At 35.5% G+C, this 20593-nt stretch carries 20 protein-coding genes; 17 read left to right on the forward strand and 3 right to left on the reverse strand.

Annotated features, from left to right (window positions below; translation table 11 throughout):
* Window positions 1–10: 10 nt before the first annotated feature.
* From E0W73_RS02705 to E0W73_RS02755, 11 genes are all read left to right on the forward strand, one after another.
* Window positions 11–610: an NAD(P)H-dependent oxidoreductase gene (locus tag E0W73_RS02705; protein WP_135220557.1), complete on the forward strand. Its 600-nt coding sequence runs from the start codon at window positions 11–13 to the stop codon at window positions 608–610.
* Between the two features lie 21 nt (window positions 611–631).
* The gene (locus tag E0W73_RS02710) at window positions 632–1075 is read left to right on the forward strand and encodes a hypothetical protein (protein ID WP_135220558.1); all 444 of its coding nucleotides are present in this window, start codon (window positions 632–634) and stop codon (window positions 1073–1075) included.
* 159 nt (window positions 1076–1234) lie between these two features.
* Window positions 1235–1603, forward strand: a complete 369-nt coding sequence (locus E0W73_RS02715) for a nuclear transport factor 2 family protein (RefSeq protein ID WP_135220559.1) — start codon at window positions 1235–1237, stop codon at window positions 1601–1603.
* A 102-nt stretch (window positions 1604–1705) separates the two neighbouring features.
* Complete coding sequence (locus tag E0W73_RS02720) at window positions 1706–2746, forward strand: serine hydrolase domain-containing protein (RefSeq protein WP_135220560.1); 1041 nt, start codon at window positions 1706–1708, stop codon at window positions 2744–2746.
* A 5-nt stretch (window positions 2747–2751) separates the two neighbouring features.
* Window positions 2752–3174 (forward strand): DUF1801 domain-containing protein, encoded by a 423-nt coding sequence (locus E0W73_RS02725; RefSeq protein ID WP_135220561.1) that lies wholly within the window; start codon window positions 2752–2754, stop codon window positions 3172–3174.
* Between the two features lies 1 nt (window position 3175).
* A complete protein-coding gene (locus E0W73_RS02730; protein WP_135220562.1) occupies window positions 3176–4273 on the forward strand; it encodes an MBL fold metallo-hydrolase in 1098 nt (365 codons plus the stop codon).
* A gap of 253 nt (window positions 4274–4526) precedes the next feature.
* Window positions 4527–5060, forward strand: a complete 534-nt coding sequence (locus E0W73_RS02735) for a GNAT family N-acetyltransferase (RefSeq protein WP_135220563.1) — start codon at window positions 4527–4529, stop codon at window positions 5058–5060.
* Between the two features lie 186 nt (window positions 5061–5246).
* The gene (locus E0W73_RS02740) at window positions 5247–5828 is read left to right on the forward strand and encodes an LOG family protein (protein ID WP_135220564.1); all 582 of its coding nucleotides are present in this window, start codon (window positions 5247–5249) and stop codon (window positions 5826–5828) included.
* Between the two features lie 73 nt (window positions 5829–5901).
* On the forward strand, window positions 5902–6369 hold the full coding sequence (locus E0W73_RS02745) for an SRPBCC family protein (protein ID WP_135220565.1): 468 nt from the start codon (window positions 5902–5904) through the stop codon (window positions 6367–6369).
* A 42-nt stretch (window positions 6370–6411) separates the two neighbouring features.
* Window positions 6412–6780, forward strand: a complete 369-nt coding sequence (locus tag E0W73_RS02750) for an iron chaperone (protein WP_135220566.1) — start codon at window positions 6412–6414, stop codon at window positions 6778–6780.
* Window positions 6781–6783: 3 nt separating this feature from the next.
* Window positions 6784–7464, forward strand: a complete 681-nt coding sequence (locus E0W73_RS02755) for a 2'-5' RNA ligase family protein (protein WP_135220567.1) — start codon at window positions 6784–6786, stop codon at window positions 7462–7464.
* A gap of 7 nt (window positions 7465–7471) precedes the next feature.
* Here the strand turns inward: E0W73_RS02755 and E0W73_RS02760 are convergent, their stop codons facing one another.
* The 3 genes from E0W73_RS02760 to E0W73_RS02770 are packed head-to-tail and all read right to left on the reverse strand — an operon-like array spanning window position 7472 to window position 10577.
* Entirely contained in the window at window positions 7472–7831 is a 360-nt protein-coding gene (locus E0W73_RS02760; RefSeq protein ID WP_135220568.1) for a VOC family protein, read from the reverse strand.
* A 20-nt stretch (window positions 7832–7851) separates the two neighbouring features.
* A complete protein-coding gene (locus E0W73_RS02765) occupies window positions 7852–8418 on the reverse strand; it encodes a hypothetical protein (RefSeq protein ID WP_135220569.1) in 567 nt (188 codons plus the stop codon).
* 11 nt (window positions 8419–8429) lie between these two features.
* Window positions 8430–10577 (reverse strand): cation:proton antiporter, encoded by a 2148-nt coding sequence (locus E0W73_RS02770; protein WP_135220570.1) that lies wholly within the window; start codon window positions 10575–10577, stop codon window positions 8430–8432.
* A 287-nt stretch (window positions 10578–10864) separates the two neighbouring features.
* Here E0W73_RS02770 and E0W73_RS02775 point away from each other — a divergent pair, with 287 nt between their 5' ends.
* From E0W73_RS02775 to E0W73_RS02800, 6 genes are all read left to right on the forward strand, one after another.
* Entirely contained in the window at window positions 10865–12292 is a 1428-nt protein-coding gene (locus tag E0W73_RS02775) for an L-serine ammonia-lyase (RefSeq protein ID WP_135220571.1), read from the forward strand.
* 127 nt (window positions 12293–12419) lie between these two features.
* Complete coding sequence (gene panB / locus E0W73_RS02780) at window positions 12420–13238, forward strand: 3-methyl-2-oxobutanoate hydroxymethyltransferase (RefSeq protein ID WP_135220572.1); 819 nt, start codon at window positions 12420–12422, stop codon at window positions 13236–13238.
* Between the two features lie 171 nt (window positions 13239–13409).
* Window positions 13410–14099, forward strand: coding sequence for an RluA family pseudouridine synthase (locus E0W73_RS02785; protein ID WP_135220573.1), 690 nt, complete (start codon window positions 13410–13412; stop codon window positions 14097–14099).
* Window positions 14100–14175: 76 nt separating this feature from the next.
* Window positions 14176–15504 carry an aldehyde dehydrogenase gene (locus tag E0W73_RS02790; RefSeq protein ID WP_135220574.1) on the forward strand — a complete coding sequence of 443 codons (1329 nt, stop codon included), beginning with the start codon at window positions 14176–14178 and terminating at the stop codon, window positions 15502–15504.
* A gap of 120 nt (window positions 15505–15624) precedes the next feature.
* Window positions 15625–16425, forward strand: a complete 801-nt coding sequence (locus E0W73_RS02795) for a hypothetical protein (protein ID WP_135220575.1) — start codon at window positions 15625–15627, stop codon at window positions 16423–16425.
* A gap of 82 nt (window positions 16426–16507) precedes the next feature.
* Entirely contained in the window at window positions 16508–20560 is a 4053-nt protein-coding gene (locus E0W73_RS02800) for a PAS domain S-box protein (protein WP_135220576.1), read from the forward strand.
* The last annotated feature ends 33 nt before the right edge of the window (window positions 20561–20593 follow it).

Below are 20593 nucleotides of genomic sequence, written 5' to 3' on the forward strand. Positions count from 1 at the left end.
AGAGATTTCTATGAATATAATGATTGTTTACAGTCATCCAAGCAAAAAATCGTATACTTTTCAGGTTTTGGAACAGCTCAAAACTGCTCTTCAAAAAGAGAATTGGAATCTTGATATTTCTGATTTGTATGAAATGAATTTCCGCTCAGATATGTCTGAAGCAGAATACGAACGCGAAGGATTTGCCCAAACACAGCTTCCGATTCCTGCTGATGTTCTGGCAGAGCAAGAAAAAATAGAAAAAGCTGACTGTATCATTTTTTTATATCCGGTTTGGTGGAGCGATTGTCCTGCTAAATTAAAAGGCTGGTTTGACCGTGTATATACTGTTGGTTACGCATATGGACAAAACGAGACTTCCAGAAAAATGAAAACCATTCCCTACGGACTTGTCATTTGCACGGCCGGACACCCAAATGCATTTTTAAACGAAATTGAAATTGCACAAAGCATGGAAAAAATCATGCTCGAAGATCGTCTCGGCAAACGTTTTAAAAACAAAGAAATGATTATTTTGGGAGGAACTCTGGAACTCGAAAAAGTTATGAGTGAGCATTTTGAACAAATTAATCAAATTCCAGACAAAATTAAATCACTGAAAATAGTATAAAAAATCTAAAATTCATAAATAATGTCAACAGAAGAAAATGTAGAAAAATCAGTTTTTGAAGAAATCCCAACCGAAAAAATTTACTCAGAAAAAGCCATCCGAATTGGAACATTCCTCGCTGGACCTTTAGTTGCCGGCTACTGCATTGCAGAGAATTTCAAAGTTTTTAATGATAAAGAAAAAGCGCAAAAAACGTGGATAATTACTGGCATCGCTTCCTTTTTTATAATCTGTCTGGTTTTTCTATTACCCGAAAATTTTCCTTCCATAGTTTTTCCTATAACTTATTCTTTTATTGCTTCTTATTTCTTAAAAACATATCAGGAAAAAAACATTCAAAATCATTTGAGTAATGGTGGAGAAGCCCACAATGGCTGGAGAGTGACTTTAATTGGACTCATTAGTTTGTTAACTTTTTTAGCAATAATCATGGGCGTTGTCTTTTTATTCGATTATATTCTTTAATTCATCAAAATTCGGATTATCTAGTTTCGATAAGAATAATGTTTTTTCAGTATTAAAATCAAACTTTGAAAGCATCAAATTTTATAATTTTCAAAGGCATTTCTGCAAAAAATATAAAGCTGATTTTCATAACTTAGTACACCTAAAAATCATCATGTTATGAATAGGAAAGAAATAGCCCGGAATTTTTTGAAACTGGCGGCGAGCGGGCATTCGCACGAGGCATTCCGACTTCATGTAAGTCCAAAATTTAAGCACCATAACTCGCATTTCAAGGGCGATGCAGAAACCTTAATGCTCGCCATGGAAGAATCTGCAAGAACAAATCCGAATAAGATTTTTAAAATTCATCATATACTCGAAGACGGGAATTTGGTCGCAGTACATTCGCACTTAAAACAAAGTCCCACAGATATTGGTTTTGCTGTAGTTCACATCCTAAAATTCAAAGATGATAAAATCGTCGAACTTTGGGACTTAGGACAGCCAATTCCGAAAGATATTATTAACGAAAATGGAATGTTTTAGTTTTTTTGTTTCATGTTTCAAGTTTCGGGTTCTGCACAAGACGTGAAACTTGAAACCTGAAACTTGAAACCTGAAATCTTAAACAACCCTCTCAATAAACCAATGAACTTTATTCCTAAAATCTCCTTATTATTACTTTTCATCTTCAGTAGCTGTCATTCATCGGCACAAAAAAAAACAGATTACAAAAAAAGCATTGATAGTTTAATTCAAAACACAAATCCCGATTTTAATGGTACTGTTATCATTACGAAAAACGGAAAAACATTATATTCTAATGTGAAAGGTTATTCGAATTTTGAGACTAAAAAACCTTTAAAAATTGATACACAATTTGAAATAATGTCAAACAGCAAACAGATTACAGCTGTTTTGATTCTATTGGAAGTCGAAAAAGGAAAGATTGATTTGCACGCACCAATAAAAAAATACTTACCAGAACTCAAACAAAACTGGGCAGATTCGGTTACGGTTCATCAGCTTTTAAATCATTCACACGGCATTATCGATTTAGAAAAACCGTTGGCTTTTAGACCCGGCACGCAATTCAAATACGGAAACCTAAACTATAGCTTGCTTGGAAAAATCGTGGAGTTTTCGACAAAAAAAAGTTACGCCGAAACAGCAGAAACGTTATTTAAAAAACTCAAAATGAATAAGACTGTTTGTTATTCTCTAGATAAAACTCAAAATCTAGCCACAGGATATTACAGTGCTAAAAACGTATTCACGCCAGCCGGACCAAGTTTTATAAATGATGAAAATTTAGGTGCAGACGGCATACTTTCGACTGTAGAAGATTTGGCTATTTGGAACAACCATCTTCATAAAGGCAAAATCTTAAAACCTGAATCGTATCAATTATTCATAAAAAACACCATTTTATCACAGCATAATTTCTTTGGAAAAGAAGCAGAAGGTTATGGTTACGGTATTCGATCTATTCAAAAAGAAAAATTCAAATATTTTGGCCACACAGGCCTCGGCGATGGATTTTCTTCTGTAAATTTATACTTTCCAGAAAGTGACGTGAGTTTGATTGTTTTGGAAAATCAGATGCCCGAAGATTCGAACTTATTTTATGCTTGCGGAAGTAAAATCAAAAACATTCTTTTTGAAAGCGATTTATTACTTAAAAAATAATCAAAATGGCAAAAAATAAAACAACCGAAACCCAAAGCAGCGTTACCGAATTTATCAATGCTGTCGAAAATGAAACTAAAAGAAACGATTCTTTTGAACTTGTAAAAATCATGCAGGAAGCAACAGGATCTGAGCCAAAAATCTGGGGAGCGAACATTATTGGTTTTGGAAGTTATCATTATACATACGACAGCGGACATGAAGGCGATGCACCGCTCTTAGCTTTTTCGCCAAGAAAAGATGCTATCTCGCTTTACCTCAATTCTACATTTGAAAACAAGGAGGAACTGCTTTTAAAATTTGGAAAACATAAAGCTGGTAAAGGTTGTATCTACATCAAAAAACTGGCTGATATCGACCTGGAAACATTCAAAAAAATGCTTTCGGAATCTATTAAAGAAATAAAAAAATTATATCCTACAAATTAACATGTTTATTGCCATTGTAATCCTTGTTTCAGCTGTTCTTTTATATTTTCTATTCCATCCCCGCTTTGGAAAAAGACCTTCAGGAGCCAGATTGGCCCTGATTGAGAAATCACCGCAGTATAAAAACGGAAAATTTCAGAACATAAGTTTCACGCCTGATCTTGCGGAAGTACACACTTTTTCAGAAGTTTTATTCGAATTCTTCTTTAAGAAAGTCGAACGTAAAATTCCGACCGACCGTATTCCGTCTATCAAAAACAATTTATTAGAGATTCCCGTCTCTGAGGACATAATGGTTTGGTTCGGACATTCTTCGTACTACATTCAGATCGAGGGCAAACGTTTTCTCATTGACCCCGTTTTTAGCGGCAACGCTTCGCCTATTTACGGAAGTACAAGAGCTTTTGAAGGAACTGATATTTACACCGCAGCAGATTTTCCTGAAATAGATTATTTATTGATTACACACGATCATTACGATCATCTGGATTACAAAACCATAATGGATTTAAAACCAAAAATCAAAAAAGTAATCTGTGCGCTGGGCGTTGGTTCTCATTTTGAGTTTTGGAAATTTCCGATTGAAGACATAATCGAAAAAGATTGGCATGAAAAAATAGAGCTTGATGAAAATCTTACGCTTTATACAACGCCTGCGAGACACTTTTCAGGCAGAAGCATTAACCGTTGCAACACGCTATGGACGTCTTTTGTGCTCGAAGCAAAAGATTTTAAAATGTTTTTAGGAGGCGACAGCGGTTATGATACTCACTATGCCGAAATTGGCAAAAAATATGGCCCTTTTGACATTGCCATAATCGAAAACGGCCAATACAACGAAAAATGGAATTATATTCACAATATGCCCGAAGATGTCGTAAAAGCGATTCAGGATATAAACACAAAGCGAGCACTTCCTGTTCATTCTTCTAAATTTGCATTATCGCTTCATGCCTGGGATGAACCTTTGATTAAAGTTACCGAATTGAACAATTTGTCAGAAAATCCGATTTTGTTGATGACTCCGTTGATTGGCGAAATTGTCGAATTGAAAAATGAAGAACAGCAATTTAGACAATGGTGGATTGGGATTCAGTAAAAAAATAAATTCTGATCTCCAATTCTAAAAACAAAACTGGACTTCACTAAAAAACTTTTCGTACTATTGGCAGTCTTATTTGCTTGTCTTACATTCGCCCAGAAAAACTATGTATTTTCTTGGGGCGTATAATCGTGATTTAAATGAGAAATAAATAACACGGTTTTTAAACCTTTTTTTTACAGTAGCAACTTTGGTTGTGTTTCTTTTTCATCCAGAAATCCGTTACACAAAAACTATAAAATCTATAAAAATGACAACAGCACATTTCAACTTACAGCCAGATTTTCTAGAGAACGAAATCACAAAATTAATTCCGCTAGAAGAGAAACATTTTGAAGCGTTGTTTGAAGCGGCTTCCGACCCCTTGATTTGGGAACAACATCCTTCTAAAGACAGATATCATAGAGAAGGCTTTACCGCTTTTTTTGAAGCTGGAATAAATTCTAAAGGTGCGTTTCTGATTTTAGACAAACAAACCAATGAGATTATGGGAACAACCCGTTTTTACGACTATGATCCCGAAAAATCAAGCGTCGGAATTGGCTACACTTTCATTACCAGAAAATACTGGGGTGGACCTTATAATGCATCAAACAAAAAACTATTGATAGATTACGCTTTTCAATATGTCGATACGATACTTTTTCACGTAGGAGCCGAAAATTTCCGCTCACAAAAAGCCGTTCAAAAACTTGGAGCAATAAAAATCAGAGACATGTTTATCACCGCAAATGGAGTTGACCTGCCGTATATTGAGTATGAATTGAAAAAGCATCAGAGTTAGGTTTGGAAAATTATAGAATTAGACTATAGAATACAGAACATAGAATATAGAACTAAGAACTAAGAACTAAGGACTAAGGACTAAGGACTAAGAACTAAGGACTAAGAACTAAGGACTAAGAACTAAGAACTAAGAACTAAGAACTAAGAACTAAGAACTAAGGACTAAGAACTAAAAAAAACAACAATGAAAAGAATAACAGTTTTCTGCGCTTCAAGTTTTGGCACGGAATCTATATACGAAGAACAAGCCACAGCCTTAGGAAAAACTTTGGCAGAACAAAATATAGAATTAGTTTATGGCGGTGCCAATGTGGGGCTTATGGGGGCAGTTGCTGATGGTGCCTTAAAAGCTGGAGGAAAAGTAATTGGAGTGCTTCCTAATTTTTTACGGTCTAAAGAAATCGCACATCTCGGTTTGACAGAATTAATTTTGGTAGAAAGCATGCATGAAAGAAAGACAAAAATGAATGATTTATGCGATGGCGTAATTGCATTGCCGGGCGGATTTGGAACTTTGGAAGAGTTGTTCGAAATGCTGACCTGGGCTCAGTTGGGACTTCATAAAAAGCCAATCGCCATTTTAAACGTCAACGGGTTTTATGATGCCCTAATTGATTTGCTTGAAACAATGACCGAAAAGGGACTTTTGAAGGAAGTCAACCAAAAAATGCTTTTGGTAAGCAATGATATTGAAGATTTATTAGAGCAAATGAAAAACTATCAAGCACCTACTGTAGGTAAATGGATTGACAAGCAAAAGCTGTAAGGGTACCATTTCCTGAAAAAATAGTATTATCTTTACATTTCATCATTTTTGAATAACTTCTAACTCATGCAAGATGAAAGTAGCAAACAACCACTTTGCAAAAGCCGAAATGCTGATTCGTAAACCTGTATCAGAAGTTTTTAATGCTTTTGTCGATCCGGAAATTACATCTAAGTTTTGGTTCACGAAAGGTTCTGGAAAATTAGAAGAAGACCAAACTACCGAATGGACTTGGGAAATGTACGGATTCTCACTTAAGGTGAAAACGCACGTCTTACAGGAAAATAAAAAAATTGTAATCGAATGGGGCGCTCCTCAAGAAACTACTATAGTGGAATGGATTTTTACCGAACTAAACGAAAGTGAAACCTTTGTAAGCATTATAAACTCTGGTCTAAAAGGAGATTCCGATAAAATCATAGATCAGGTACGTGATTCGACCGAAGGTTTTACGCTTGTTTTGGCGGGAGCAAAAGCTTTTCTTGAACACAATATCAGGCTGAATCTGGTTTTAGATCGATTTCCGAAAGGACTTGCCTAAAAAATATCACAGCTTTGAAAACGCGAAACTTGAAACAAAAAGATGGAAGTAAAAAAACCTGAAAATATTGATGAATATATTGGAGCTTTTCCTGCTGATGTACAAGAGATTTTAGAGAAAATCAGAGCTGTAATTCAGAAAGCGGCTCCCGAGGCAAAAGAAAAAATCAGTTACTCAATGCCCGCTTTTGAGCAGAACGGAATTGTGGTTTACTTTGCGGCCTATAAAAATCATATTGGTTTGTATGCATTGCCAACTGGACACGAGGCTTTTAAAGAAGAGTTTTCTATTTATAAATCAGGAAAAGGGTCTGTCCAGTTTCCGTTAAAAGACCCTATGCCTTTTGATCTGATTTCAAGAATTGTTAAATTCAGGGTAAAAGAAAATCTGGAAAAAGCGAAAAAGAAGTAAATAATGAATTTAAAAGAACATTACAATCAGCTTTACCAAGAATCTTCTAAAGCAATTTTAAACAACAATTATTCTATCGATCATCAAATAAAAAATACTGCTGATTCTCGTTTCGGAATCACATTACTGCTTCGTCCAAACGAAAAAATAAAATCTGCCACGCAATTATTTTTAAATGAATTAAGGCAAATTGAGCCCAATCAGTATTATTATCCCAATTCAGACATTCATAGTACAGTAATGTCTATAATTTCGTGCTATAACGGATTTACATTAGACAAAATAAATATCGAAGATTACATTACAGTCATTCAAGAAAGTCTTATTAATCTAGATAAAATCAAAATCAGATTTCAAGGAATCACAGCATCTTCATCTGCAATAATGCTTCAAGGTTTTCCGTCAGACGAATCGCTGCATAGATTACGGAATAAGCTTCGTTACAACTTTAAAAAGACAAATTTAGAGCAGAGCATCGACAGCCGTTATGCTATCTTAACGGCGCATGCAACGGTTATGCGATTTCAGGAAAAACTGCAAAATCCATCAAAATTAATTGAAACAGTAGAGAAATTCAGGAATTTTGATTTCGGCGAATTTACAGCCGAAAATCTAGAATTGGTTTTTAATGATTGGTACCAAAGGGCAGAAAAAACAATTCATTTAAAAAACTTTAGGTTGTAATCCTAAACTAATTAAACTTTCCGAAATGCCATAAAACTCCCGCTGGATCGTGCAGAAAACACTCTCTTCCCCACTCCATTTTGCGAATCGGCGTTAGTTTCACACCGTATTTTTCATTCAGATTCAAAGCCAAAAGCTCGTTATAATATCTTTCAACATCATCGACTTCGAGAAAAATCATAGTGTTTTCAATCCAGTTTTTATCGTAATAATCCTGTAGATAAAATGCAGTTTCGCCACATTTAAAAACAGAAAAATTAGATTCAAGAATTGTTTCTTCAAATCCTAAATCTTTATAAAACGCTCTAGAAGTTTCAAAATCTTTGGATCCAATAAAGGGACGGATTGATTTTATGTTGTGGTTCATTTTTACTTTGGTTTTTAAATTCAAAAATCTAATTTATCTAATTGACAAAACCAGTTGGGCTGACACTCACTAACAACACAACCGCCCTGCTTATGAGTAATCTTTTTATTTTCTTCTTTAGAAATTATATTTCCGTTTTTATCTGTTAGATTTCCTTTCTTATCGCTATAATCGCTAGTTACAGACAATCCATAAACAATCGGAATTACTTGATCATTCTTTTTACAGATAGGGCATACATTGCCTTTACTTTTATCATAAGGACAAACCGACCAGTAAGAAATTCCAATATCCTTGGTTTCATTTTCTTTCAAATTAAGAATGTAAATAGTATTCGTCGGAAATGGTCTAGGTGAAATAAACAATCTCAAAGTATCTGTTCCTAAATTATTAAAAACAAAACTTAAATTATGGTCAACTTTTACGCTGTCAAATCTTTTTTTTGTTTTTAAAATAACAAAGGTATTCTCAGAAACACTTTTGTAGTTTTCTGTATCTTTTAAAATCAATTTACCTGTTAACTTTCCGTTTTGAGAAAAACAGAAAAAAGAAATAAAAAGAAAGCAAAAAAGTAATTTTTCTTTCACTCTTATACTTTTTATCCCTTCTTCAAAATATTTCCTAGCCCCTTACCGATCTGTTCAATAGCTTCCAAACTTTTGGTCAGCGGTGTAGCGGTAAAATCTTCGTAGGCATCCATGGCGCTTTCTTTGCGATCATCTTGCGGATAAACCAGAATAACATTGTTGCTGCTCAAGTTTTTTTCGAATTTCTGAGGCAATCTGTCAAAAATAGACAAATAAGAAACAGATCCCTTTCTGGATAAGTTAAAAACAACCAAATCGTTAACGGTTATTTCGTCTGAAATCGATTCAAAATTCTCCCAATCCATTACGCTTTTAAAACCTAATTTGGCATTCAGCTTCAGGTTAACAGCGATTTGCTGAATTGCCTGATGCGTATTGTATTCGGCATAAACCACAATCGGAATACTCAATTCTGTAGACAAACGGCAGATTTTCTGAAGCAGCACATGAAATCCGATACCCCTTTCAGAAAAAGGAGGACATACAAAAACCAGTCTTTTTTCTTCGATAAAATTTTTCTGAAAATTGCAGATAAAAAGGCTTTTATCGACATTATTGATAATAGAATCGACATTTTCGCCAAAAATCTTATCCAGGAAACCTGTCTTTCTTGGCCAGCCAATAATTACAATATCCGACATAATTTCTTTTGAAGTCCTAGCAATACCACTCGCAGGATTATGATCTATTCGTGCAATAGTATTTATTTTTACTTCAGAAGCCGATCCTTGAACCACAAATTTATCAACTGCTTTCCTGTATTTAAGAATATTCTTTTCAGCCTGATCGTTGTTCGGAACAATAGTCAAAAGCGTCACCGGGTTTGAGGATTTCTTATCCTTAATCAGTAAAGCAAAATCCAAAAGACTTGCCGTTGCAGAGGTTTTGGCAAGCGGAATAAGAATATGTTCGTCTAGAATTTGGTCTTTGCCCGCATCTTCATGAGAAACTTCTTCTTCGCAGATGGCAATTTTTTTGGCTGCCTTCTCTGTTGCAAAAGAAGCGACAATACAGGTTATCAGAATCAAGATGATGGTTCCGTTAAGAATATTCTCGTCTAAAATTTCAGCTTTAAAACCTACCAAAATAACGGCCAAAGTTGCAGCCGCATGCGCACTACTCAATCCGAAAATAAGTTGTCGTTCGGTTCGTGTATATTTAAAAACAAGCTGTGTAAAAAATGCCGCAGTCCATTTTCCAAAAATAGCCACAACACTCAAAGTTCCAGCAACAATTAATGCTGTCGGACCGCTCAGAATAACGCTAATATCTACTAGCATTCCGACAGAAATCAGGAAAAACGGAATAAATAGCGAATTCCCGATAAACTCGATTCGATTCATCAAAGCAGAAGAATGCGGAATTAAAGGATTCAGCGCCAAACCAGCAACAAAGGCTCCTATTATAGGTTCTACTCCGGCAACTTCAGCAAGAAAAGCGGCAAAGAAAACCACAGAAAGCACAAAAATATAATGAGCATGTTTTTCACTTTCCAATTTCTTAAAAAACCATTTGGCAACCCGCGGAATCAGAATGAACATTATCGCTGAAAAAATAGCTAACGAAACACCCAATTTTATCCAAAAAGCCTGATTCAGATTCCCTTGACTGTTTCCCATAATCACAGCCAGAATAATTAAGACTGCAGTGTCGGTCAAAATCGTACCTCCGACAGTTATCGCTACTGACTGATTTTTAGCAATTCCTAGTTTGCTTACAATTGGATAGGCAACCAAAGTATGTGTTGCAAACATGCTCGCCGTTAAGAAACTGGCATTGAAATCGTAATTCAGAAAATAAAAACAAACTGGAAATCCGATGGATAAGGGGAAAATAAAAGTAAAAAAACCAAATAACAAACTCTTGTTTCTATTGGCTTTAAACTCATTCATATCCAACTCTAGTCCGGCAATAAACATAATGTACAAAAGTCCGATCGTAGAAAACAAATCTACCGCATCGCTTTTTGCAAGCATATTCAGACCATGAGGCCCAATAACAACGCCCGAAATAATAAGTCCGATGATACCCGGAATATTAATTTTCTTTAATAAAATCGGGCATAGTAAGATTATAAGCAGTATAAGAGAAAAAATAGGTACTGGTTTTGCAAGCGGAAATTTTAACTCGTGTACCAAATGTGTAAAAAATTCTATCATATTGTAACTTTATCTTCTTGTGGTATTTGTCATAGAAAGACTTTTCGGCTTTTGATAAAATCACAGAAGTATTAATAAAAGAAATGAGCTATACCTCGTTCATTTCATCACAAAAATACCTAAAAAACATAAATTAATTAGAAAATCTGCATATTAAGCAATTAATTTTAATTCGTTGTCGAATTATTAAAATTTAATATTTATTTTAACAAATATGCAAAGTTATTAATTCAAACTACCCATTCATTGCATTATTCAATTATCTTTGTATTAGTAAAACTTGCACAATGGAAGAATGTATTTCAGTTTTTGATATGCTTAAAATTGGCGTTGGCCCCTCGAGTTCACACACTTTGGGCCCGTGGAGAGCTGCAGAACGCTTTTTGGAAGAACTCAGAAACGAGTCGATTTTAGACCAGATTAACCGTGTCAAAGTCGATTTGTATGGCTCTCTTTCGCTTACAGGAAAAGGGCACGCAACAGATTTGGCAGTCATGTTAGGACTGAGCGGACAAGATCCTGAATACATTCCAGTAGAAGATATTGCCGGTATCATCAAAAAAATTGAAACCAAAAATGAAATTGTTTTAGGAAACCAATTTCCAATTCCGTTTTATTTCCTTCAAGATATTGTTTTCAACAAAGACTTTCTTCCGTTTCATGCCAATGGATTAAAATTTACGGCTTACAAAAATGACGATTCCGAATACGAATCGACTTTTTATTCTATTGGAGGCGGATTTGTTGTAAAGGAAGAACGCGAAAATGCGATAAAAAAAACAGCTATAAAATGCGCTTTTCCGTTTATGATCAATAATGCAGACGATTTACTGAAATTCACCATTCAGGAGAACAAAAAAATCTCTGAAATTGTTTACGAAAACGAAAAATCTATGCGTACAGAATCCGAAATAGATTCTGAGTTAATGCGCATCTGGAATACCATGCTCGAATGCATGTACATTGGTTGCCATTCAGAAGGCATTCTTCCTGGAGGACTAAATGTGCGACGCAGGGCATTTGATATGCATCAAAACCTAATTGGTCTTTCCAATTACAACGACCCGCAAAGCTGGCTGGAAGAAATACGTAAAACAGAAGTCAAATTTCGACAGATATTAAAATGGGTAAGTTGTTTTGCACTTGCTGTAAACGAGGTAAATGCTTCTTTGGGAAGAGTTGTTACGGCTCCAACCAACGGAAGCTCGGGTGTGATTCCAGCTGTTTTGATGTATTATATGGTTATTGAAAATCATAATGCCGGCCCTAAAGAAATCAAACAGTTTTTGATGGTTGCCGGAGAAATCGGAAGCCTTTTCAAACAAGGCTCGACCATTTCTGCAGCAATGGGAGGTTGTCAGGCTGAAATCGGTGTCTCGTCTTCAATGGCGGCCGCAGCGCTCTGCGAATTGATGGGCGGTACTCCAGCCCAAGTCTTAATGGCAGCAGAAATTGCCATGGAACATCATTTAGGTTTGACTTGTGACCCAATTGGTGGTTTGGTTCAGATTCCGTGTATTGAAAGAAATACAATGGGAGCCATCAAGGCTATCAATGCTGCCGAACTGGCTTTGGAAACCGATTCTAAAAATGCAAAAGTGCCTTTGGACAAAGTTATAAACACCATGTGGGAAACTGCCAAAGACATGAATTCTAAATACAAGGAAACTTCAGAAGGCGGACTAGCAGTGGCTGTAAATATGGCCGATTGCTAGTTTACATTTCATTTATTTGTATCTCTGATTTACAATTTGTTATCAAAACAAAACCGAAATAATGTTCTATTGCTGATTCTGCTTTTACAATTATTCAATACTTTTACATTCACAAAAAAACAATACAATGTCAGTAGCAAAAAAAGATTACAAAAGAATCACAACAAAATCGTTAATCGAAATGAAAAGCAACGGAGAAAAAATCTCCATGCTGACTGCTTATGATTATACAATGGCAAAAATTGTTGACACAGCAGGTGTCGACGTAATTTTAGTTGGTGATTCGGCTTCGAATGTGATGGCTGGGCACGAAACGACACTTCCTATTACTTTAGATCAAATGATATATCACGCTTCTTCTGTAGTTCGTGCTATTGAGCGCGCTTTGGTCGTCGTAGATCTTCCTTTCGGAAGTTATCAGTCTGACCCTAAAGAAGCTTTGCGTTCTGCTATCAGAATCATGAAAGAAAGTGGTGCACATGCTGTAAAACTTGAAGGCGGTAAAGAAATTAAGGAATCCATCAAAAAAATATTAAATGCTGGTATTCCCGTAATGGGACACTTAGGTTTAACACCACAGTCAATCTATAAATTCGGAACCTACAGCGTACGCGCTAAAGAGGACGAAGAAGCAGAGAAACTTATAGAAGATGCTAAAATGCTAGAGAAAATCGGGTGTTTTGCGGTTGTTCTAGAAAAAATCCCTGCAGATCTAGCCAGACAAGTCGCTCAAAGCATTTCTATTCCGGTAATCGGAATTGGTGCAGGAGGTGGCGTCGACGGTCAAGTTCTGGTTATTCATGACATGCTGGGAATGAACAACGAATTTAGTCCGCGCTTTCTTCGCCGTTATCTTAATTTATACGAAGAAATGACCAAAGCCATCGGTCAATATGCCGCTGACGTAAAATCGAGCGATTTCCCAAATGAAAAAGAACAGTATTAATTTTTTGAGATGCTAAGGTTCTAAGGTTCTTAGATGCTAAGTTTTTTTAGCCACAAATTTAAAGTTACATAGCTTCAAAGATTTTCAAAAAACTCAATAGCCTCCAGCTTTAGCTGGAGGCTCATTTTTAAGCTTTAGCCAAACTTTTCGCCATTTAAATTTTACACCAAAATGAAAATTCTTTCCGATAAAAATAATCTCCAAATTCTTCATGAAGACAATCACATTATTGTGGTCAACAAACGTGTTGGCGATATTGTTCAAGGTGATAAAACAGGAGACAAACCACTTTCTGATGTCGTGAGAGAATATATCAAAGAAAAATACAGCAAACCAGGAGATGTTTTTCTGGGCGTCATTCACCGTCTGGACAGACCAACAACCGGAATTGTCGTTTTTGCAAGAACCAGCAAGGCCTTATCGCGAATGAATGAAATGTTCAGCAATCGCGAAACCAAAAAGACTTATTGGGCGGTAGTTAAAAACAAACCAAAAGAAGCCAAGGCAGAATTGGTTCATTTTTTAAAACGAAATGAAAAAAACAACACTTCAAAAGCCCATTTAAAAGAAGTGCCAGACAGCAAAAAAGCAAGTTTAGATTATACGATCATCAAAGAACTGCAGCATTATACTGCATTAGAAATAAATCTTCATACCGGGCGCCATCATCAGATTCGCGCTCAGCTGGCTGCAATCGGATCTCCTATAAAGGGGGACTTAAAATATGGAGCAGACCGAAGCAATCCTGACGGAGGCATTCATCTTCATGCCCGAAAACTGGTTTTTACGCATCCCGTTTCTAAGGAAAACATTGTTATACAGGCACCTGTACCCGACGACCCTGTATGGAACGCCCTGTGATTTTTATGATTAAATTGACAAATTATTGAATTTTATCGATTAACTTGCATAGTCAAAAAAACAAGCTGATTAGAAAATGGACTATAAAAGCGACATCGGATACCGAAAGGAAACCCTTAAAAAGTTATTGTACACGATTCAGAAAAGCGAGGATTTAATTATAAAAGCTTTGTACGATGATTTTAAGAAACCAGAGTTTGAGTCTGTTGTAACGGAGACCAGTTATGTAATTTCAGATTTAAAAAATACGATAAAAAACATCCATAAATGGGCAAAACCCAAACGTGTTTTTCCATCGCTACTCAATTTTCCATCATCAGATTATCTTTATAAAGAGCCGTACGGGAATGTTCTGATTATTGCGCCTTGGAATTATCCTTTCCAACTGGCTCTATGTCCTTTAATTGCCGCAGTCGCAGCGGGAAACAAAGTCACATTAAAACCATCAGAACTCACGCCTCATACTTCTGCTGTTATTGCTAAAATTATAGAAAAAACTTTTCACATAAATCATGTTGAAGTTTTTGAAGGAGGCGTCGAAGTATCCAATAAATTACTTGAAAAGCGCTGGGATTATATTTTCTTTACCGGAAGTCCCGCTATTGGAAAAATTGTCGCAAAAGCAGCCGCAGAGCATCTCACACCCGTTACCTTAGAACTTGGAGGGAAAAATCCTTGTATTGTCGATGAGACAGCCGATTTAAAGCTGGCCGCAAAAAGAATCGTGTGGGGGAAATTTATAAATGCCGGACAAACCTGCATTGCTCCAGATTATATTCTGGTTCAAAAAAATATGAAAGTAAATTTCATCACCTACCTTATCGAGGAAATCATAGAAGCTTATGGCAAAAAAATCGAGAAATCGCCAGATTTTGCTCGTATTATAAATACAAAAAACTGGTTCCGCCTTACCAATATGATTCAGAATGAGAATATCTTATTTGGAGGAGAAAGCGATGCCAACAAGCTATACATCGCTCCTACTCTTTTGGAAGAGCCTAATTTAGACAGCCCAGCGATGAAAGAAGAAATATTTGGCCCTATTCTTCCTATTCTGACTTACGAAAACGAAAACGACATCGAAAAAGTGGTGAGCCGTTATGAGAAACCTCTTGCATTTTATATTTTCAGCGAAAATAAATCATTTACAAAAAAATTAATTTCCGACTACTCATTTGGCGGAGGCTGCGTCAACGATACTGTAATACATTTTTCGAACAAGAGGCTTCCGTTTGGAGGTGTAGGACACAGCGGAATGGGCGCATACCACGGCAAACATAGCTTTGACACTTTTTCGCATCATAAAGCGATAGTCAAAAAAGCCAACTGGCTTGATCTTCCAATGCGTTACGCTCCGTACAAAGACAAACTTGTTTCTGTAAAAAAAATCCTCGACTGGCTGTAAATCAGCGTAAAACAATTTCGCAATGTTTTGTAGATTTCGATAAAGAATTGATTAAAAATATTATATTTACGTCAAGTTTATCAATTAAAACACTGTTTATAAAACAATTTTACGTTACCAATGAAATCTACACTTTCTCGAATTGAGGACATTAAAAGAAATGGCTATTCTCTAGATTTTTCAACTGTTTTTACTCACGCATTTGAAAATTACAAAAAAATAGCTCTTTACTCTGGACTTATTATTTTAGTATTCTCCATATTTTTTGGTATGGCCGTAATGGCAGGACTTGCAACGTATCTAGGAGTAGAAAACATCTCTAAAGATTTTATTGAAAAATTTGACCCGCAGAACCTTACATATGTAGAACTGATTTTTTCAACAGCAGCTGTCTCTTTTATAACAGCATTGGCAGCTCCTTTTGGCGCAGGATTTCTTAAAATGGCAGATTCTGCCGATCAGGATATCTCGTTTAACGTTTCTACCATCTTCACTTACTATAAAGCTCCTTATTTTCCACAAATTTTTATTGCGGCTTTTCTTCCGACTCTGATAGGAACTTCAATCGCTAATTTTTTAGACAGTATTGGTGTGCTTTTGGTTGGCAACCTGATTTCGTTTATCATATCTTATTTCATGTTTCTAACAATTCCGCTAATCGTATTTGGTAATCTGAGAGCTATAGATGCGATAAAAGGGAGTATTGCAATAGTAACCAAAGATCCTATCATCATATTCGCTTTTTTCATTGTAGGCTTTTTTGGTTCTATGGTAGGTTTTTTTGGATGTTGCATCGGAATAATTTTTACTGCAGTTTTTAATACGTCGGTAACATACGCAGTTTATTTTGCAATTTTTGAAGTCGAAAACACAAAAAAAGATCCTATCGATTCTATTGGCGAATCTGATTATAAATATTGAAAAATCTAGTTACGGAAGACTGACCACCTTTTTCTAGATAGCTCGACAATGCTATTAAACAAACCAAAAATACCACGATTCTATGGTCGCATACTATAGTTTAATTACTTTATTGGTTTCAGGAACTGCCGATTTAGGCGGTGGCCTAAAATCAATTATGACAAACTGGTATGCATTCAATTCAGACATTATTTTTTACAATAATCCTAAACTGATCTTTTTAGGATTATCACTCTTTGGCTTTCTGTCATTATTGATTTATCAGTTTTTCAGGATAAAGGCAAAGATTGGCAACTTCATAGAAAAAAACAAGGAAGAAGAAACGATAACTAGAGAATACCAGCTTTACGCTTTATTCTTTGGAATTGCTGTAATCGTAATTGAAATCATTAACGAAATATTTAAAATTAGGCCAAAAAGCTTGTTGGTTTTAAATGTCTCAATTGGGATTTCGGTTCTTGTCATTTATGCCATAACCGACAGGATACAATGGCTGCGAGAACAAATTCGGCAGATTTTTATTTTTTGCTTTTTCATTTACATGGGTTATGTGGCCTGCAACATCATTTTTCTTCCCAAGGATGTTGTTCCGATAATTGTTTTCCTGATATCGTTTTTCTTTTCGTACAGTGTCTTAAAACCCATACAGATTTACTGGTTGTTTGTGGCCCTTGTTTTTACTTTTCTGCTGGTAATGGTCTCATTTCAGCTAATCCCTATAAAATCATCTGTTTTATTGATAAATTTCTGCATTCTTATTTTCATAATCAATCAGGTAAAATATGCGGTACTTCAGAACAACAAAGACAATTTCAGATTTGCCAGCGAAATTGTCCACAAAGGAAATTCACTAACCATCGCATCTAACCAAAAAGGCGAAATTTTATTCTGTAGTGAGACCATTACTTCCATTTTAGGATATCAGCCTGAAGAAGTGCTTGGCTTGAAATTCTGGAAACTGACGCAAGAATCGGACTCCACAGAAAAATTAAATCCGATAAACGCCGAAGAGAACAAGCTTTACATAAAAAAATTAAAAGCAGAAAACGGCGAATACAAATACATTCAGTGGAAAGACAAGAAATTTTCTGACGACTTGATTATCAGCATCGGACAAGATGTTACAGAACAGATTATTGTGCAAGACCAATACAAAAATCTTATACAGACCGCGACAGATATTATTTTTGAAATTGATGCCGACGGTTATTTTACTTTTATAAATGAGTTTGCCTATTCTATTCTGGGATATTCAGAAAATGAAATCATAAAGCAGCATTATTCTAATTTCATTCACGAAAGTTATCTAACGAATGCTGTTCATTTTTACGAAAATTTACAACTGAACGAAAACAATTTTCCGGTAATCGAAATTCCCGTTCTACGAAAAGATGGAGGCGAAATCTGGATTTCACAAAAAATCATTGTCCGTAAAAATGATTTAGGGCAAACACTGGGCTATTCTGGAATTGCGCGGGATATTACCGAAATAAAAAATATAGAAAACGAGAAAAAAAGACGTCTTAAAAAAATAGAAGCGTACAATAACTCAACCAAAAAACTTTCTACAACCGATTTCAGCCAATACGATAACCTAAATACGGTAATAGACCTTATTATTGAAGAAGCTTCAAATGTTAGCGCTTCCAATCGGGTAAGTTTCTGGAAATACAACAAAGACGTCATAACTTGCAAAAACCTGTTTAGCCTTGACAATCAGAATATTTCAGACAAAAACATCTTAAACAAAGAATCTTATCCTATTTATTTTGAAACTTTAAACAATAAGGCGATTATTAACGCTCCGGACGTTTTCAATAAACTAGAAACCTCCGAATTTGAGATATTATATTTTACCAAAAACAACATTAAATCAATGCTTGACGTTCCTATTTTCTTGAATGGGCAACTGGCCGGCGTGGTTTGTTTTGAAAGCACCGAACAAAAAAGAGAATGGGACAATGAAGATATTAATTATGCCCGAACCATCTCAGATGTAATATCGCTTGCCATTTCGTCTCAAATGCGTTTAGAAGCCGAAAGAAGACTGGAGTTCAAAAGCCAGCTCTTGTATGCGCTTTCGCTTTGTACCGAGAAATTTCTTTTGAGCAAAAGCACACAACAGATGTTTCAGGAAACCTATGACCTTATCGGAAAAGCAGCCAAAGTAGATCATATGTATTATTACGAAAGAGATTTCCTGACTGATACTGTAAGCCAAAAATACAAATGGTCTAGAGAAGGTGTAAGACATCAGATTACGCCTTTAAGACACATGACGCCAGAGAACCTGAAGGAAATTTACGAATCGGCACAAAACAAAAAAATCCTTAACACATTTACAAGAAAACTTAAAGACGGCTTTTTTAAGCAGCTTTTAATAGATAACGAAATCAAATCAATCCTTATTCTGCCGCTTTACATCAATGATGTTTTTATGGGATTTATTGGTTTTGATGATTGCTTTAAGGAACGAAAATGGTCTGAAGAAGAAATCTATATCTTTCAGGTTTTGGCCAATAACATTTCATCGGCCTTAGAGAGAAATCGGAACGAGAATAAAATTATTGAAAGCGAAGAAAAATTCAAACTTATTGCGAACAATATTCCAGGAACGGTCTATTTGTCTAAGTTTGACGCTTTTTCGACTAAAATTTTCCTTAATGATGAAGTTCTAAACCTAACTGGCTATTCAAAATCTGAATTTATCGAAAATAATTTGTCCTTTCTTTCGTTGATTCATCATGATGATAAAGATGAAGTAATCAACAATCAAATCGATAACCTCCAGAAAGGAATTCCGTTGCATAATGTTTATAGAATTAAACGAAAAACAGGCGAATACATCTGGGTGGAAGAGTTTGGTGATGTGATCAAAAAAGAAGACGAAATTGAATTTGTAGGCGGAATTTACTTTGACATCACCAATAAAAAAGAAATTGAAGACGCCATAAAAGCTAAACAGCTCGCCGAAGCCGCAAACAAATCAAAATCGGACTTCTTGGCAAAGATGTCTCACGAAATCAGAACCCCGCTCAATGGAATCATCGGTTTTACACATTTATTAATGAAAACGGAACTCGAGGAAATTCAGGAAAAGTACATGACAACCATCAACCAATCAGCACATTCGTTGCTTGAAATCATCAATGATATCCTAGATTTTTCAAAGATTGAAGCCGGCAAACTAGAATTGTTTATCGATCTCTATGATGTACAAAAAGTCTTAGGTCAGGTTTTCGACTTAATTGTTTACGAATCTAATCAAAAGAACCTCAAACTAGAATTGAATATCGATTCTGATGTGCCGAAATACATCTGGACAGATATTGTCAGAATCAAACAAATCCTGATTAATTTGCTGTCAAACGCAGTAAAATTCACCAATGAAGGTTCTATTAAATTAAATGTATCGGTACTAGAGAAAAACAAAAACAACAACTGCGTAATTCGATTCTCGGTTCTTGATACTGGTATTGGAATTCTAGAAAAAAACCAAAAGAAAATTTTCAAAGCCTTTTCGCAAGAAGACAGCTCAACCACCAGAAAATTTGGCGGAACCGGACTTGGCCTAACTATTTCAAACCAGCTTCTTGCCTTAATGGAAAGCCGCTTACAGCTGGAAAGCAAAATCGGAGAAGGCAGTAATTTTTATTTTGATTTGAATCTAAAAACCAGCGATCAAAGCATTAATGATAAATACAACGCAGAACTTAAAAGCCTTAATTTGGATATAGACCCTGAAAACAATGAAAGCAACGATAAATTGATCACCTTTTTGATTGTCGAAGACAATAAAGTTAATATGCTGCTTTTAAAAACTATTATCAAAAACCTCTATAATAACGCCTTTATATTTGAATGTGAAAATGGCTATGAGGCCGTACAGCAATTTGAAAACATCAATCCGACCTTGGTTTTTATGGATATACAAATGCCGATTATGAACGGTTATGAAACCACAAAAGCCATTAGAAATACACCAAAAGGTAGAGACATCCCGATAATAGCTGTAACCGCTGGAGCCGAAAAAGAAGAACGAAACAAATGTATTTCTGCAGGTATGGATGATTATATTTCTAAGCCCATCATGAAAGGAACGGTAGAAGAAGCATTGATAAAATGGCTGAAATAATGCAACAAAATATTTTTAGCTGAATAGAACTTT

Origin of the sequence: Flavobacterium foetidum (assembly GCF_004634245.1) — a bacterium.
Classification (GTDB): Bacteria; Bacteroidota; Bacteroidia; order Flavobacteriales; family Flavobacteriaceae; genus Flavobacterium; species Flavobacterium foetidum.